The organism is Martelella sp. AMO21009, assembly GCF_053484295.1.
Genome location: NZ_JBAKFR010000040.1, coordinates 26689 through 41296 on the forward strand (window position 1 = coordinate 26689; position 14608 = coordinate 41296).

The 14608-nt window shown below is 55.7% G+C and carries 11 protein-coding genes; 7 read left to right on the forward strand and 4 right to left on the reverse strand.

Annotation, left to right across the window (positions count from 1 at the left end; translation table 11 throughout):
- Positions 1 to 132: 132 nt before the first annotated feature.
- The 4 genes from V6766_RS23380 to V6766_RS23395 form a co-directional block, all read right to left on the reverse strand.
- Positions 133 to 456: an HNH endonuclease gene (locus tag V6766_RS23380; RefSeq protein ID WP_448470674.1), complete on the reverse strand. Its 324-nt coding sequence runs from the start codon at positions 454 to 456 to the stop codon at positions 133 to 135.
- 263 nt (positions 457 to 719) lie between these two features.
- Complete coding sequence (locus V6766_RS23385; RefSeq protein WP_448470675.1) at positions 720 to 2228, reverse strand: primase-helicase family protein; 1509 nt, start codon at positions 2226 to 2228, stop codon at positions 720 to 722.
- A gap of 2 nt (positions 2229 to 2230) precedes the next feature.
- Complete coding sequence (locus tag V6766_RS23390) at positions 2231 to 2506, reverse strand: hypothetical protein (RefSeq protein WP_448470676.1); 276 nt, start codon at positions 2504 to 2506, stop codon at positions 2231 to 2233.
- A 74-nt stretch (positions 2507 to 2580) separates the two neighbouring features.
- Complete coding sequence (locus V6766_RS23395; RefSeq protein WP_448470677.1) at positions 2581 to 3393, reverse strand: metallophosphoesterase family protein; 813 nt, start codon at positions 3391 to 3393, stop codon at positions 2581 to 2583.
- 321 nt (positions 3394 to 3714) lie between these two features.
- Here V6766_RS23395 and V6766_RS23400 point away from each other — a divergent pair, with 321 nt between their 5' ends.
- The 7 genes from V6766_RS23400 to V6766_RS23430 all read left to right on the forward strand — a co-directional run bounded on the left by V6766_RS23400 (position 3715) and on the right by V6766_RS23430 (position 14600).
- Positions 3715 to 5454, forward strand: a complete 1740-nt coding sequence (locus tag V6766_RS23400) for a hypothetical protein (protein WP_448470678.1) — start codon at positions 3715 to 3717, stop codon at positions 5452 to 5454.
- Complete coding sequence (locus V6766_RS23405; RefSeq protein WP_448470679.1) at positions 5451 to 5813, forward strand: hypothetical protein; 363 nt, start codon at positions 5451 to 5453, stop codon at positions 5811 to 5813. Before V6766_RS23400 ends, V6766_RS23405 begins: the two co-directional genes overlap by 4 nt.
- A complete protein-coding gene (locus V6766_RS23410) occupies positions 5786 to 7183 on the forward strand; it encodes a hypothetical protein (protein WP_448470680.1) in 1398 nt (465 codons plus the stop codon). Before V6766_RS23405 ends, V6766_RS23410 begins: the two co-directional genes overlap by 28 nt.
- A gap of 449 nt (positions 7184 to 7632) precedes the next feature.
- Complete coding sequence (locus tag V6766_RS23415) at positions 7633 to 10710, forward strand: TerB N-terminal domain-containing protein (protein WP_448470681.1); 3078 nt, start codon at positions 7633 to 7635, stop codon at positions 10708 to 10710.
- A 10-nt stretch (positions 10711 to 10720) separates the two neighbouring features.
- On the forward strand, positions 10721 to 12031 hold the full coding sequence (locus V6766_RS23420; RefSeq protein WP_448470682.1) for an ATP-binding protein: 1311 nt from the start codon (positions 10721 to 10723) through the stop codon (positions 12029 to 12031).
- Positions 12028 to 14247, forward strand: coding sequence for a DEAD/DEAH box helicase (locus V6766_RS23425; protein WP_448470683.1), 2220 nt, complete (start codon positions 12028 to 12030; stop codon positions 14245 to 14247). Before V6766_RS23420 ends, V6766_RS23425 begins: the two co-directional genes overlap by 4 nt.
- Positions 14244 to 14600 (forward strand): 3'-5' exonuclease, encoded by a 357-nt coding sequence (locus V6766_RS23430; protein ID WP_448470684.1) that lies wholly within the window; start codon positions 14244 to 14246, stop codon positions 14598 to 14600. The genes V6766_RS23425 and V6766_RS23430 overlap by 4 nt, the downstream gene beginning before the upstream one ends.
- The last annotated feature ends 8 nt before the right edge of the window (positions 14601 to 14608 follow it).

The window sequence follows — 14608 nt, forward strand, 5'->3', positions numbered from 1 at the left end:
CCTTTGAACCTGTTTTAGAAAATCATTCCAAGAGCACCAAAACTAACTATCTTCCGAGTTAAGCCACCGGTATTCGGCCTGCCAATCGCCCGCGATTTCGACCGCCCCCACCCATGGTGGAATGATTTTGCGTCACAGGTCATCGCCGAACCAATCGTCGCCGGGGTCAATCGGGTTGCCGTGCTGGTCGAAGCCTTTGAACCTTCGGCCCGAGCCTCGGCGATCTGGCCTGTCAACCGCGTTGGTCTTCTCGTTGTGGCATCGCTCGCAAAGGGACATCAGGCCTTCGAGTGGCGGGAAGGCCTCGCCGCCTGCCTTGATGGCCTTGATGTGGTCAACGGCTTTTGCGGCTTCGGTTCTGCCGCGCAGCCGGCAGGCATGGCACAAGGGGTGCGCTGCCAGCTTGGCCTTGCGCAGCCGCCGCCACGCCGCCGTGTTGTAGGGCCAGTCAGCCATCAATCACTTCCTCGTGGTCATATCCAACCTGCATCCAACCTGTGCCGATTAGGTTGGATATTAGGAACGCTTTAAAATCAATTACTTGCAAAGCGATATCCAACCTATCCAACCTATCCAACCTAAAATACAAATACATGCGCATGCGCACACACGGACCTGCCAGATAGGTTGGATAGGTTGGATAGGTTGGATGGACCGTTGATTTGATTGGCTTTTTCAAATCAGGCAGGTTGGATATAGGTTGGATAGGAGGTTGGATATCAGGCATCCCAGTCATACGGCTGCCCTATCGCTGCTTCGAATTGCGCACGACACGTTTCGAGAGGCGGCAGGTCATAGCCCCGCACCTGCCTGATCGACGCATCGTCCTCGTTGACCGTACGCCTCGCGGGCCGGAGAATAGGCATAATCTCTTTCAGCCTCATGTGAAACTGCGTTTCTGCTGCCCGTCTTCGAATGCCGGTCCGTTCCGCGCTCTTGATGTAGTCATCGAAAAGTTGGGCTTTCGAGGCGAAGGCTGGCCACTCATCGTGCCTTTCGGTCGGTCGGCCGTCTTCTAGCCGCGCAAATAGCCAGGCTTCCACAGGATCGAAGGAGTTGATCTTCTGCGAGAGCAAGGCCGTTGTCTTTGGTATCAGGCGTAGGTTGATCTCCGATATGTCGAGTCTCAGCAGGTCATAGAGCAAAGCCTCACGGCCGCCGCTATCAAGCTCCTCGTCCATCTGCCTGAAGTAACGATGATCATTCGCGCAGTTCGGCAATACATCGAAGACAGCGAAGCGCCGCTCGTCCTTCCCGGCCGGGATCACCCAATTTTCGTTGCTGGTCATAAAGAGCCGGATGAAATTCGGCAGTTGCACCGGATCGACGCCTTTCGCCTCGATCATCTGGGTCTTGGACGTCACCAGCCCCTTGAGCCGGCCCTCCGCATCTTTGCTCCCCGCCCATACCGCCTCTTCCGCCTGAAGCAAAAGACACGCGCTCATGTGCACATTGAAATTCCCGGTGATGTAGCGAGGATCATCGACTTGATAATAGTGCCGCCCCAACAGCGAGCCGAACACCTCCCCAGCCTTGGATTTGCCGACGCCCATGCCGCCTCTAAGCACAACGGCCGTTCCGGGCTTCTCGCGCGGCTGCTGGATCAGCTGGGCAAACCAGGCGAAAAGCCACGCGAAAAGAACCTGATCGCCGCCGCAGACATTCGTCAGCAGATGGTCCCTAAAAATCGAATAGGTGCCTCCCTTCCGTGGCGAGACCGCAAATCCGCGCCAGAGGTTGTAGAAGCCATATTTCCCGGTCGCATTGCCAGCGTCGGGGAAGAACTCTATTCCCGCATACTGGCGGCGCTCGCGGTCATTCAGCCAGGCGCGCGCCCAGGTGAGGTTTTTCTTTTCCCCATCGGCGTTCTCGACCTCGACATATTTGTTCTGAAACAGCGTCTCGAAAGCGTCTTTTCGGAGGAAGGACGGCTCTTCCCCATCCATTAGGATCGATACGCCCGAACCCATTTTCACGACCGCAAATCGGGCATTCATCGCCTCGACATCGTACTCGCCATCCAGCGGTTGCCAGTGCTCGCTATTGCCGACGTTCTCCGAATAACCGTAGTCGTTTCCATCGCTCCGGATCACGCGCCATTGTCTGGCGATGAGCTCTTGCTCAAGCTCTTCGTCGCTGATGCCGTTCGCCGCTCGGCGCTTGCGCGCCCTTTCGGAAATCGCTGCTTCAGCTTCCGGTGAAAGCCCACCTTTCTTGTCCTTTGCCATCATCAAGCCTCCAGGTGAGCCTCGATGAGAAATCCATGGTGACGCCACCGGCTAAGGTTCGCCAAGCCACGATTTTCGACAATGATTTCAAAGACGGCATATGCACGGTTCGCCAAAGCAAGCCGCTGTTTTCTCAGGACTTCAACAAAACCTCCAGGCCCACCAATGATCCTATTTAATCTGTTGTCGTCCGACATCGAAACGCCGACTTTGCGACAAAAGTCGGTTTTTCGATTCGCCGCTTGCGGCGATGCCTTGGAGACCTCTTCGCGTTCCAAATCGGGCGCCTGTTGATTTCGCCCTTACCGATGAATTGAAAAAATAGATGCCGCGCAACGCCGCCCAGCCGGTTTTACGCTTCCCGCACCAAGAGACCGGCCTTGTCTGTGTCAATCAGACCCCGCAGCAACACATCCGCTTCCGCATCAGCTCTGACGTTTTCCGGATACCCGAAAGAAACGTTCACGATCGGCGTCCTTCCGACTTTTCCGCTCAGGTGTCGGTGCGTATGCCCAAACAGCCACAAGTCGGGGCTATGCCGCAAAATCCATTCATCCAGATCGGAAGCGAAACAAGGCCTCAGATCATCGACAGGTCCCGCCACACACGGACTGGGCGCATGATGGCTCAAAATGACGGTGCGGCCGTCAAAAGGCTCCTGGACCTTTCGCGTCAACCATTCGAGATGGTCCGCATGAACTCGGACCGTATCATCCGGGCGCACCATTCTTCCGTCGATCCGGATCCGATCATAATCGGTCATGCGGTAGCTCGCCTGCCGGATTGCGGCTTCCCGATCCCCGGTCAGGCAGAAATCAGTCCAAAGCGTGCAACAAAGGAAACGGACACCACCGAGCTCCAACGCCTCCTTCTGGATAAAGCGCATGCCGGCATCTTCCACGAATGACTTCAGCTGCTCGTCACCATCGAGTTGCCACTGATAATAGTCGTGGTTGCCTGGCAGGATAAATACCTTTGCCGGATCAATCAGGCGTGCCAGCTGCTCCAGGCCTCTCGGCCAGTTCAGCAACGGGTTGTTCGTGAGATCACCCGCCAGCACAAGGGCATCAAGCCCATCGAGAATCGACCTGAACGTCGCAAAAGGATCGCGATAGCTTCGCCACCATAAGTCCAGGTGCCAATCGGCTGTAACGAGTATTCGCATCAACCTTGCTTTGCTTCAGAATAGATTCGACTTTGTGGCTGAAGCGACCTCATATCACTCGAACGACGCCTTTGCTATCATGCAAAGAGAAAGCGGACGGTCAGGAATGCGCCCCCATTTCGGCCATTAGATCTCTCTCGACCTTGTCCTGAAAGTAGTCGTTCGTTGCGCTACGTGCGAAGATCTACAAAGGGCGGCTTCCGGAAGTTCGCCGCAGATGCAAAGCCGAGACAGTCTGTGTGAAAAGTACTTGCTCCTTCTTGAGAGGCAGTAGTTTCCAACGCTTGGTCTACGCGGTATGAATGTGCAAAGGATCTACTGGTGAACGAGGCTGGCAGAGTGACGGAAAAAAGAAAATTAACTCAGCTGATTATCGACGGCGATGCCGCCGGACGCCTCATCCCAACCATTCTCGAACTTGAATACAAAGACAGAAAACGTGAACTAGGCAGTTTCTTGGCTGATCTGCACAACTCGGGTGAAATCGTTCTGCTCTCGAACGGCAACCTTGAAGCCATACGACGGCTTGAGCACAATGAATTTTGGATGATATTCGGCGCGTTGTCTGACGCAATTGAGCACGTGGTGGATGATTACTCGGCTGTGCAGCAGTTTGCCGAGTGTCTGGTCGAGAGAGCAGGTAACGATGGGGCATCTAACACCCCGTTTTTGTCTTTCGTTCGTTGGTGCGAAAAACACCCCGCACAAGCTAGAAAAATCATAGTAGGTGCAAGGGGCGGCCAAGAGGATTGCCAACGCTCTTGCGTGTTCGCCTTACAAGGCCTCAATGACTTTGCGTGCTTGGTAGATTTCGTAGAGGACAGTAGATCAGAAATCCGATCTATAGGGTTTCGCGCCTTAGGCAGGCTCAATAACATGACATCACAGGATGACCAAACTGGCATAGATGCTTGTTTGTCGGAAATTCAAAGCCCGACTTCTGATGATTCGCACAATGCTGCTGTTGAAGCCGTTTTTCGCATTTGGGACAAAGAAGCGGGCAAGGAAAAATATCGGCAGGATGAAGTGATCAAGTCCCTTCTCGCCCAGCCGACCGATGAAGACTCGGTGCTCCTGTGTGCGATGCTTTTCTATCACAAGAATGCATCCACAGAGCAAACTATCAGTGCAGTATTGAGTAAAGCACAAAGCATATCCTCCAGCTTTGAAATAGCAAGCCACTGGATAGATCACGCGCTAACCTGGAAAGATGAACGCTGGTCGTTCAAGGAGGTGGTCGCGTTCATCGAGGCCATGGTTCCGCACTTCGAGGAGCCAGCAAAGAGCACGCAGTTTCATAGCTTTTGCGAATGGGTTTGGGAGAAACCTGCAAACGCGTCCTATCTCTTCGCACGATGGCTTAATTCTGGCGACTTTTCCTTGTGCAGTTTCTTAGCCGAAATGCTCAGCGGAGGAGATAAGGGAGCCGCGCAACCTCTCCACCCGCAAGACATTCCCGCCGAAGCGGTCGATCAAGTCTTTATAGCCCGAAAATGTATCGGGTTCCTCTGGCTGCATGAGATCACGGCGGCGTCAATTCTGCTTAGCCTAGTGGAACATGGACACCCAGATGCTGTTCCTGAGATCGAAGGACTTCTTTGGAAGCCACTTCTGCTTAGCTACTCTAGTGAGCTAAGGCCGTATCTTGAGCAGCAAGCGTCTAGTGCTTCTCCGAGTGTGGCTAAGGCAGCTCAAAACCTTATAGCGCGACACAAGGCTTACATCGAGGGATTGAAAAATGCGGAAGAGCTCAGCGAACTTGAACCCTCAAATGAAGCGAGGCGGGCAGCTGCGATAAAAGATCATCAGAGGAACACCGATATTCAAAAACAAGCACACAAGATGTCTATCCTTGGTGATCTGTTTCATACTGCGACGATGCTCTACGGTCGCAAGAGCTTCAGTATGATCACGGGTGCTGATGGCAAGCAGTTTCCAAGTGTCACCCCGCTGAGCGAACACTCCTATAACTATGAACTTCCTCGTCTGTCCGTGATTGACCCGGTTGGGTTTAATGCTCTTCTCACGGTTTGTAAGGTCGAGCAGAAGAAAACAAAATGAAGCTGATACTCAAAGAATATCTCACGTCTCTCAAGGAACGTGGTGACCTTGACAAAGCGTTGTTGCCCAATCTGCTGTCTGCAATGGGGTTGCAGGTGCTGAAAACTCCAATGATCGGAACACGCCAAGACGGTGTTGATATATCCGCTGTAGGTCAATTGCCAGACGATGATCAGAAGTACCTCTATTTGCTCTGCGTCAAGGCAGGAGATGTCGGGCGCAACGATTGGGATACGGGGCCTCAATCTGTACGTCCAGAGTTGCAGGAAATACTGGATGTCTACATTGGTTCAAAAATTTCAAAAGAGCATCAAGATTTACCGATCAAAATATGTTTGTGCATGGGGGGGGGGAGTTAAAGGAAACTGTTGAGAGCAACTGGGCTGGTTTCACGCAGAAAAACGCGACTAGCGAAGTGAGCTTTGAGCTATGGAACGGGGACCGCCTAGCTGGATTTATGGAAAAGTCCTTGATGGCTCGGGAGTTATTGGACGAAGCGGCGCGCAGATATTTTCAGAAAGCTCTCGCGATGGTGAACGAGCCTGAGGCTTGCTACGGGTATACTAGAAGTTTTGTCGCCATCGTTCTATCGCCAGAGGAGATGAAAGACAACGAGCGACTATTGAGGCTAAGACAAGCGTATATTTGCCTGCACGTCATATGCGCCTGGGCGATTGAAGCTAAGAGCCTCGATGTCGTCTATCGAATATCTGAACTGGGCTTGTTGTTCTGCTGGGATGCAATGCGAGAACAACCAGTCAAGCCGAAACCTACTAAGCATCAAACCGCTCTGACGGCGATTTTGGATCAGTACGTTCGGCTCTATTTGATGATGTCCGAGTTGTATTTTGAGAAGGTACTGTATCCTCATGCCGAGACGCTTCATGCGCTGACCGTTTCGGTGAAGTCGCGGGAAGCGGTCGATGCCAATCTTGCGATGTTCGACCTGCTCGGGCGTGCGGCTACCCGTGCAATCTGGACGGACTTCTTTGGGAAAGCTCTCTCAGGGGCGAACCCCGAATTTGCTCGCAGCCTGAGCGAGCAGACTACTAAGATGCTCGACATGTTGGTAGCTCTGATCAACAATAATCCGACTTTGGGGTCTCCGTTTAAGGACGATCACATGATCGAGGCAGCCTTGGTCATGTATCTTGCGCAACAAACATCGTCAGGCAGGCGATTTATGCCATGGTTTCATGCCATGGCTGAGAACGCATCGTTCGCGCTACTAACCAATGCCAATTACCCGACGTGCTTTCGCGACTACAACGATCTGCTTTCGCATCCTTCGAGCAATGAACAGGAATACCGAGACGAGGCATGTGTTGGCAGTATCCTGTATCCCTATCTGTTTGTGTGGCTTCAGTTCGGGGCCGAACAAGACTATATCGAGGAATTTTCCAGACGACTTTCGCAAAAACTACCTAACTGCACTCATCAGGCGTGGTTCCCTGATGAGGAAACGGATCAGAAAGTTTGGCGTGGGGATACCTACAATGGGATTTGCGTAGCCGGCCTGTCGCCATCACGCGGATATGCGGAGATAGCAGGCACCTTGAACCTTGCAATCAAGGAGTGTGGGGCAATTTTTGAAATGACAGTGATGAAGCGAGGTCTGGTTCCATTGTTTTTGACAGCGTGTAGGCACTATCGCTTACCGATCCCGCCAACACTTTGGATGCCGCCGCAAAGTAGTTCAGATGTGGCTCAGGTGGAGCCCAATTCATAGTTGAGCAAGAAGCTTCCTTACCTTTTGGCGATAGCTGCGCCGCAGCACTGTTGAAGTTTTCCAAGGTCCGGTTTGGGCCGAAAGCGACTATACGCCTCTCAAGCCCGAACGTCCGTTTCGCTAATTGGTGAGACCAAACCTGCCAGTCAGCAGTCGGCCCCTTTTGAGTCATTTCGATGAGGCCTGGCTCGTGCCCGGACACGAGAATTTCACACGAATAAATCTCACGGCGGCGGGCTCGAAGGTGCATATCCCGTCGAGACCCTAAGGTTGTGGCAGCTCGATCGCGGGCATCAGACGCCGCCTCCGCTGCACCAGTCCGACTTGGCTTCTATCGAGCCGACTGTCGCCAAAGTCATAGATCGCTATATTTAGGAGTGCTTGCAAGAAGAGATCAAAAAACGCAATGTTGACCTTGCTCCAAGCAATGCGTTGAAAGTGGACTTGCAATGAGTGATGCGGGGTCGAAATTCTGGAAGTGTCTGGCAGTTTTATTTGCTGGCGCGGTGATCTGGTTTGCGCCGATAGCTAACGCAGAAGAACTTTCTATTCGTGAACTTCAGAGTTTCCTGACCGAAAATGGGTACAGGCCGGGGACGGTGGACGGGATCGATGGTCCCAAGACACGTGCGGCACTGAAAGCGTTCCAGGCAGATCACGGTCTGGCAGAGACCGGCATGCAAGATGCGGCCACGCAGGCGGCGATCGGGAAAGAGGCCGAGCCAGATCCGTCCGCAATAGCGGCGCCCCCGGCTGTCAGCGAGGAGCCGGTACCTTTGAACCGAGCAGAGACGGCGCCGGTCAATGCCTTTGGAAACTCCGAGTCTAAAAACAAAGAGGAATTCCCTGCTGAGGACACAAGCGCAACGTCGCCTCCCCTTGAGAGCCCGGCTCCTTCATCTGCGCCGGAGCTTGCGGAGGAAGGGCGAAACGGTGATAGCGCCGACACTCTTCCGCCTCCGCCGTCAGCCCCGACGGAGGTGCCGAAGACGGTTGCCGGAGAGAGCAGTACCTCCTCGTCGGATGACCCGCTTGCGACCGCTATTGCAATCGCAATTCCCGCTCTGTTGATTTTCATCTGGCTCCGGCGCAGACGTATCAAGAGAAAGATCGCGCAAGCTGATGCGAAAAACGACGTCGTCGAGGGCAATTTCGCATCCGCAAATCGTGCGGCGTCGGCGTATTCAACTGCGCCGCTCGTACAACAGGCAGTATCGTCGTCGAGCAAGGGAGTCCCCACCGGAATGAACCGTGTCGGTGGCGGAGCCACATCGGGTTCAACCTCTGCAAAGCGCAAAGCAGATGACAGCCATTTCAGACTGGCGAATGCCAATCCTGCGGCAGGTCTCTTTGCTTCAAAAAGCCATCCTGTTTCGGCCTCTTCTACGGTCGCTGACCGGCGAAGCGCTGGTGGGCTGCATGTCGAGACCGGATCCGATCGCCTGACCAGCAAGCGCGAAACCTCCGATCGTAGGTGGTTCGCAAAGCAGGGTGCCTGGTTGCCACCCGGAGAGACCGTCAAGATAGCCGGCCGCACGATCGCGGGGATGGTCTATGTCGGCACGCCGCCACGGGCCGGTCGTTATCAGGAAAAATGCCGGGCGTATATCGATCCCGGTTTGAAAGCTTCATCGGGCAGCAGCGACATCGCTGGGACGAACATGCCGTATTGGCCGAGTTATTCGGAGATGTCCCCGATCGCCCGCGGGACATATCTCGATTGGCTCGCGTCGGGCCGTAACGATGCCCGATATGACGCCGGTTACATGTTTCTCTATTTTTACGGTCTCGAACGCCGGTTCTTCGTCGACAAGCCCGGTATGCATGAAAAGCTGGAGATAGTGCGCGAGGTCGAACGACTTCAGGCACTCTATTACGAGAACCATTCGGCGCGGCGCTATCTTGGCCTTTTTCTTGAGGCAGCAGCTCCTTTTGTAGAGGACGCGCGCCCGCTTGAGCTGGCATTCGGGTCGGAAAGCGGCGAGCTGCCGCTCCCGGTCAAAATCCTGCTGGGCACGACAATCGCTGAAGGAGGGCGACTATCGTCCGAACAGCTGCTGAGCTTTTGGTATTGCCACCCGGAATGTTACGGACGTACCCCGGCACAGCGTTGTGCGGAGGAATTCCGTGCACTGTTCGGCCTGAAATTCAACGAAAAATATCCGGACGGGCTTAAGCTCCGCAAGCCCAAACGCGATCTCAAGGTTATCTACCGGGCAGCGTCTTCGGAGTTTGAGGTTGAGCTCCTTCCGAAAGCAAACGGTCAGCCGATCCCTGATATATCCAGCCTTGGAACGCCTGTTACTACAGCGAAGTCAATCGCGGACGAGGCCATCGACGAACTCGACAAGCTGAGCCGCTATATCGGTCGAAATCCTGAAGGGCGCGGGAGCGTCGAAGCGCATGCCTTGCTTCCGCCAGCCCTCTGGCCGCTGTTCCCCTCTGCCGATCTCGAGGAGATCAGGCGTTGGGCACACGGTATCATCGACGGTGGCGGGCTGGTACCACTGGTCGATCTCATCGCCAAACTGGAAGGCTCGGTTCCTGACAAAATCGGAAAGAAACAGCTTGTGAGCGCGGCCGATGCCCTTGCACGGCTCGGCATCGGCTTTTCTCCCGATCCGCGCTTCGCCCCGCGCGGTCCGAAGATCGGCGATCCGGTGATGCTTTTTGAGCAAGCGGATGGCGATCTTGAGAGTGTCAGCGATGGATATAAACAGGCGCTGACCGAACTGACGGTCGGCGCTTTCATCGCGCATGCCGACAACGAGATTGCGCCAGCCGAACGCATGGCACTGCAGCGCCTGATCGACGACAAACCGTTGAACGAGGCGGAGCGAAATCGCCTGACAGCCAATCTTGCCTGGCAACTTTCCGTGCCACCTGACGCAAGGGGGCTGCGCAAAAGCCTGCAGAACGTCTCTCCGGCCGAGAGCGGCGCTATCAGAAGGGCCATCGTGGCAATGGTTCACGCCGACAATGTGGTCGCAGCCGATGAGGTCTCCGCGATCGAGAAGATCTACAAGTTTCTCGGTATTTCCGAAGCGGAGGTCTACTCCGACATTCACGCGCTTTCGGCCTCAGATGAACCGGTCACGCTGTTGCGCGCGCAGCCGGCCGAGCCGGGCGAGGCGATACCTGCTGAGGCCCGCCCCGATTTTCTCGACAGCGGCAGAATTGCAACGATCCGCCAGGATACCGAACGCGTCTCCTCTGTTCTGGGCGCCATCTTCGCTTCCGATATCGACGATGATCTCGATGATGAGCCACATGATGACGTGCAACAGGACGTTCTGCCTGGCCTAGATCCGGTTCACGCGGGTTTCGTGATCGAGCTTGTCACCCGCGATCAGTGGTCGGAGGTGGAATTCAACATGCTGGCCAGTCAGCATGGCTTGATGGCGGCTGGTGGACTGGAAACGATCAATGAATGGTCATTCTCGCGCTACGACGATGCGCTTATTGAGGAATACGAAGGTTTCGAGTTGAATACCGAAATCGTCCGGCAATTGCAGTTGCCGGCTTAAGGGGTAACAGATGGCTGCCATAAAGCGACGGGAACGCGACACGATCATCCAGGCATTGCGGGCGGGCGTGGTCCCGCGACTGGGGCTGCAACACATTCAGGTCGGGCGCGCCCGCGAAATCGAGGAACTTGTCAGGGATATGGAGCGGATCGCGGAGGGCGGTTCGGCGATCCGTTTCGTCATCGGCGAATACGGCTCCGGCAAAACCTTTTTCCTAAATCTCATCCGCCTCATTGCCCTCGAAAAGGGGCTGATCGTGATGTCGGCCGATCTTGCGCCTGATCGGCGGCTGCACGCGACCGGTGGTCAGGCGCGTAGCCTCTACAGCGAGATGGCGCGGAACCTGTCCTCGCGCACCAAGCCGGATGGTGGTGCAATGGCGAGCGTCGTCGAGCGCTTCGTCAGCCAGTTGCAGCGGGATGCGGAAAGACAGGACAAGGCGACGGGCGAACTGATCCGGGAGCGGCTGGCGCATTTTGAGGAAATGACCAACGGCTTCGAATTCGCCGAAGTGATCCGCAAATACTGGGAGGGACACGAGACCGGTGACGAGGAGCTCAAGTCGGCAGCGCTTCGCTGGCTGCGTGGCGAGTTTGCGACACGAACAGACGCCCGAAATGCGCTTGGCGTGCGCACCATCGTCGATGATGCCAATGTCTATGATCACCTGAAACTGATGTCCGCATTCGTTTGCGAGGCGGGCTATAGCGGCTTGCTGGTTTCGCTTGATGAGATGGTCAACCTTTTCAAACTGACATCCTCTCAGGCGCGCAATGCCAACTACGAGCAGATTCTGCGGATATTGAATGATGTTCTGCAGGGCAGTGCCAGCCATCTCGGCTTCATCATGGGCGGCACGCCGGAATTCCTGATGAACACGCGGCGCGGGCTTTACAGTTACGAGGCGCTGCAATCCCGGCTTGCCGAAAACAGCTTTGCCCGCGATGGCCTGGTCGACCTCTCCGGGCCTGTGGTCCGGCTTTCCAGCCTGACACCTGAAGACCTGTTCGTGTTGCTGAGCAAGGTCAACCTGATTGCCCATGACGAGGGGCGGCAGCTGCCGGATGCCGCGCTCGAAGCCTTCATGCGCCATTGTTCCGAAAGGATCGGCGAGGCCTATTTCCGGACACCGCGCAACACGGTGACGGCTTTCGTCAATCTTGTCGCAGTGCTGCAGCAGAATCCGGGCACGGAGTGGAGCGACCTGATCGAGGAGATTGAGATCGCCAATGACACCGGAGATGACATGAGCGACATTGAAGATGGCGCAGGTGTGGCGCCCCAACCGGATGATGAACTGAGCAGCTTCAAACTCGGATGAACGCTTTCGACCGGCTTGCACCCCCGCTTCAGAAATGGATACGGCAGCAGGGCTGGCCCTCGCTGCGACCGGTTCAGACGGCAGGCATTGACGCCATTCTCGGCACGAACAATGACGTCATAATCACCGCGGCAACGGCCGGCGGAAAGACTGAAGCCGCTTTTCTGCCGTTGATTTCAGATGTCTTGCTTGAAGAACCCGCTCAGGACCACGGCTTCGACCTGGTCTATGTCGGTCCGCTGAAAGCCTTGATCAATGACCAAACCCGGCGCCTTGAGGATATGTGCAGGGAGGCCGAGCTTGCGGTTGTTCCTTGGCATGGCGATATCGGCTCCGGTGTGAAATCGCGCGCGCTTAAAGTACCCCGTGGGGTTCTGCTGATCACACCGGAATCACTCGAAGCGCTGTTCGTTCGCCGCGGTAGCTCGATCGCGACCTTGTTTGGCGCAACGCGGGCAATCGTGCTTGACGAACTGCACACGCTCCTCGATTCGGAACGCGGCATTCAACTCCGCTCCCTGATGACCCGTATGGAAATCGCCACGGGGCGGCAAATCCGACGGGTCGGCCTCTCCGCCACGCTCGGCGACACCGGTCTTGCTCGTCACTTTCTGCGTAGAGAAGCGCCCGATGATGTGGTTCTGTGTGAGGCAGCGGGCGGTGGCGCGGAATTTCAGGTGCAGCTGAGAGGCTACGTCACGGGTGGAAAAGTGCCTGAGGATGATGTAGCGGCGAAGGAGGATCGTTCCGCCGAAGCGGCGATCGCCATGCATCTGTTCGAGAAGTTGCGCGGCTCCAACAATCTGGTGTTCGCCGGCTCCAGAGGAAAAGTGGAACTCTATGCCGATCGGTTGCGCCTGCTCGGCGAGGCTCAGGGACTTCCGCAGGAGTTCTATCCCCACCATGCATCTCTTTCCAAGGAACACCGTGAATTCGTCGAAAAACGCCTGAAGGATGCGAGCCTGCCGACGACGGCGGTTTGCACATCCACACTCGAACTCGGAATCGATATCGGTTCGGTGACCTGCGTCGCACAGATCGGCGCCCCGTTCACGGTTGCATCGCTGGCGCAGCGGCTGGGGCGGTCAGGCCGCCGTGCCGGCCAGCCCTCGATCCTGCGCCAGTATCAGATCGAGGCGCGACTTGAAAAGGGCAGTCACCTTGCTGACCGGTTTCGGCTCGGTCTGGTGAGGGCCATTGCCATGATCGAACTCTATCTTCAGAAATGGTATGAGCCCCCGCGCTCGTCAGCGCTTCATCTTTCGACATTGGTTCATCAAATCCTTGCGGTGATCGCCGAACGCGGTGGCGCGAGCGCGGAGCGTCTGTACGCCACGCTATGCCGCAAGGGGCCGTTTCATGCGGTCGACACCGCCTTGTTCCTCGCCGTGTTGCGACAGATCGGAAGTCCCGATATTGCGCTGATCGAGCAGTCCGACAACGGCCTGCTTCTCCTTGGTCGACAGGGCGAGAAACTGGTTGAGCATTACAGCTTTTACGCCGTGTTCAAGACGCCGGAGGAGTTCCGCCTTGTCGAACAGGGCAAGGATCTCGGCACCTTGCCCGTCGACAACATCCTGGCGCCTGGCATGACCATCATCTTTTCGGGACGGCGATGGGAAATTGTCGAGATCCACGAGAGGGAAAAGGTCATCCTCGTAACAAGATCGAAGGCAGGTGCGCCGCCATTGTTCGGAGGCGATCCCGGCGATATCCATAACCAGATTGTGGAGAAAATGTTCGAGGTTCTGGAAGGCCAAGCCGTGCCGATCTACCTCGACAAGCAGGCGGCGGCACTTCTTGCCGAAGCGCGGGGGAATTTCGCGCTGGCAGAAGCAGGTTCTCGCCGCATTATTGCCACGGGGGAGGATAGCCATCTCATTGCGACACGCAAGGGCAGTGTCGTGACCAACACACTGGCGCTCGCGCTGGGAGGCTTCGGATTTGAAACATCGATCTATGACGGGTTTATCGAGGTTCGCACGAAAGAAGCTAAACTCAGGCTTGAGGATGCGCTTGCTTTGATTGCAGAAAGCGAGAGGCTTTCCTTGTTCTACCGGCAGGCAGAACCACAGTCTGAAAAATTTCACCCGTTTCTGAACGCAGACCTGTTACAACAGGACGCGCTTTCCTGCCGGCTGGATGAGACTGCCGCGATCCGCCTTGCATCTGAAATTCTGGCGTCGACGCAGCAACAGACCGCACGAAATCGATGACCGGCAAAAAAATCGAAACACTCATGGCCCTGGATTTCGAAGCCTCGTCTCTCTCGGTAGAGAGCTGGCCCATCGAAGTCGGCATATCATGGATTGAAGGTACCCAGATTCAGACATGGTCATCGCTGATACGGCCAGCATCGAGTTGGGAGCGCGCGGATTGGTCGAAGCGAAGCGAAGCTGTGCACGGGATTTCGATATCGGATCTGGAGACCGCCCCGACCGTTGAAGACGTCGTCCAACAGCTGATGCCCAAGATCGAGGGCTTTATTCTGGTTTCCGATGCTCCAAAACTCGAAACCCACTGGCTAGAGCGTCGGGCGATTAGTCTGCAACGCATGCTGTTGATTTGAAGTAGTTC

What these genes read in the sequence shown, in the direction of transcription:
- V6766_RS23405 (WP_448470679.1), top strand. Translation starts at nt 5,451, where the DNA reads ATGAAGCTGATACTCAAAGAATATCTCACGTCTCTCAAGGAACGTGGT.
- V6766_RS23385 (WP_448470675.1), bottom strand. Translation starts at nt 2,228, where the DNA reads ATGGCAAAGGACAAGAAAGGTGGGCTTTCACCGGAAGCTGAAGCAGCG.
- V6766_RS23425 (WP_448470683.1), top strand. Translation starts at nt 12,028, where the DNA reads ATGAACGCTTTCGACCGGCTTGCACCCCCGCTTCAGAAATGGATACGG.
- V6766_RS23430 (WP_448470684.1), top strand. Translation starts at nt 14,244, where the DNA reads ATGACCGGCAAAAAAATCGAAACACTCATGGCCCTGGATTTCGAAGCC.
- V6766_RS23395 (WP_448470677.1), bottom strand. Translation starts at nt 3,393, where the DNA reads ATGCGAATACTCGTTACAGCCGATTGGCACCTGGACTTATGGTGGCGA.
- V6766_RS23410 (WP_448470680.1), top strand. Translation starts at nt 5,786, where the DNA reads ATGTTTGTGCATGGGGGGGGGGAGTTAAAGGAAACTGTTGAGAGCAAC.
- V6766_RS23415 (WP_448470681.1), top strand. Translation starts at nt 7,633, where the DNA reads ATGAGTGATGCGGGGTCGAAATTCTGGAAGTGTCTGGCAGTTTTATTT.
- V6766_RS23380 (WP_448470674.1), bottom strand. Translation starts at nt 456, where the DNA reads ATGGCTGACTGGCCCTACAACACGGCGGCGTGGCGGCGGCTGCGCAAG.
- V6766_RS23420 (WP_448470682.1), top strand. Translation starts at nt 10,721, where the DNA reads ATGGCTGCCATAAAGCGACGGGAACGCGACACGATCATCCAGGCATTG.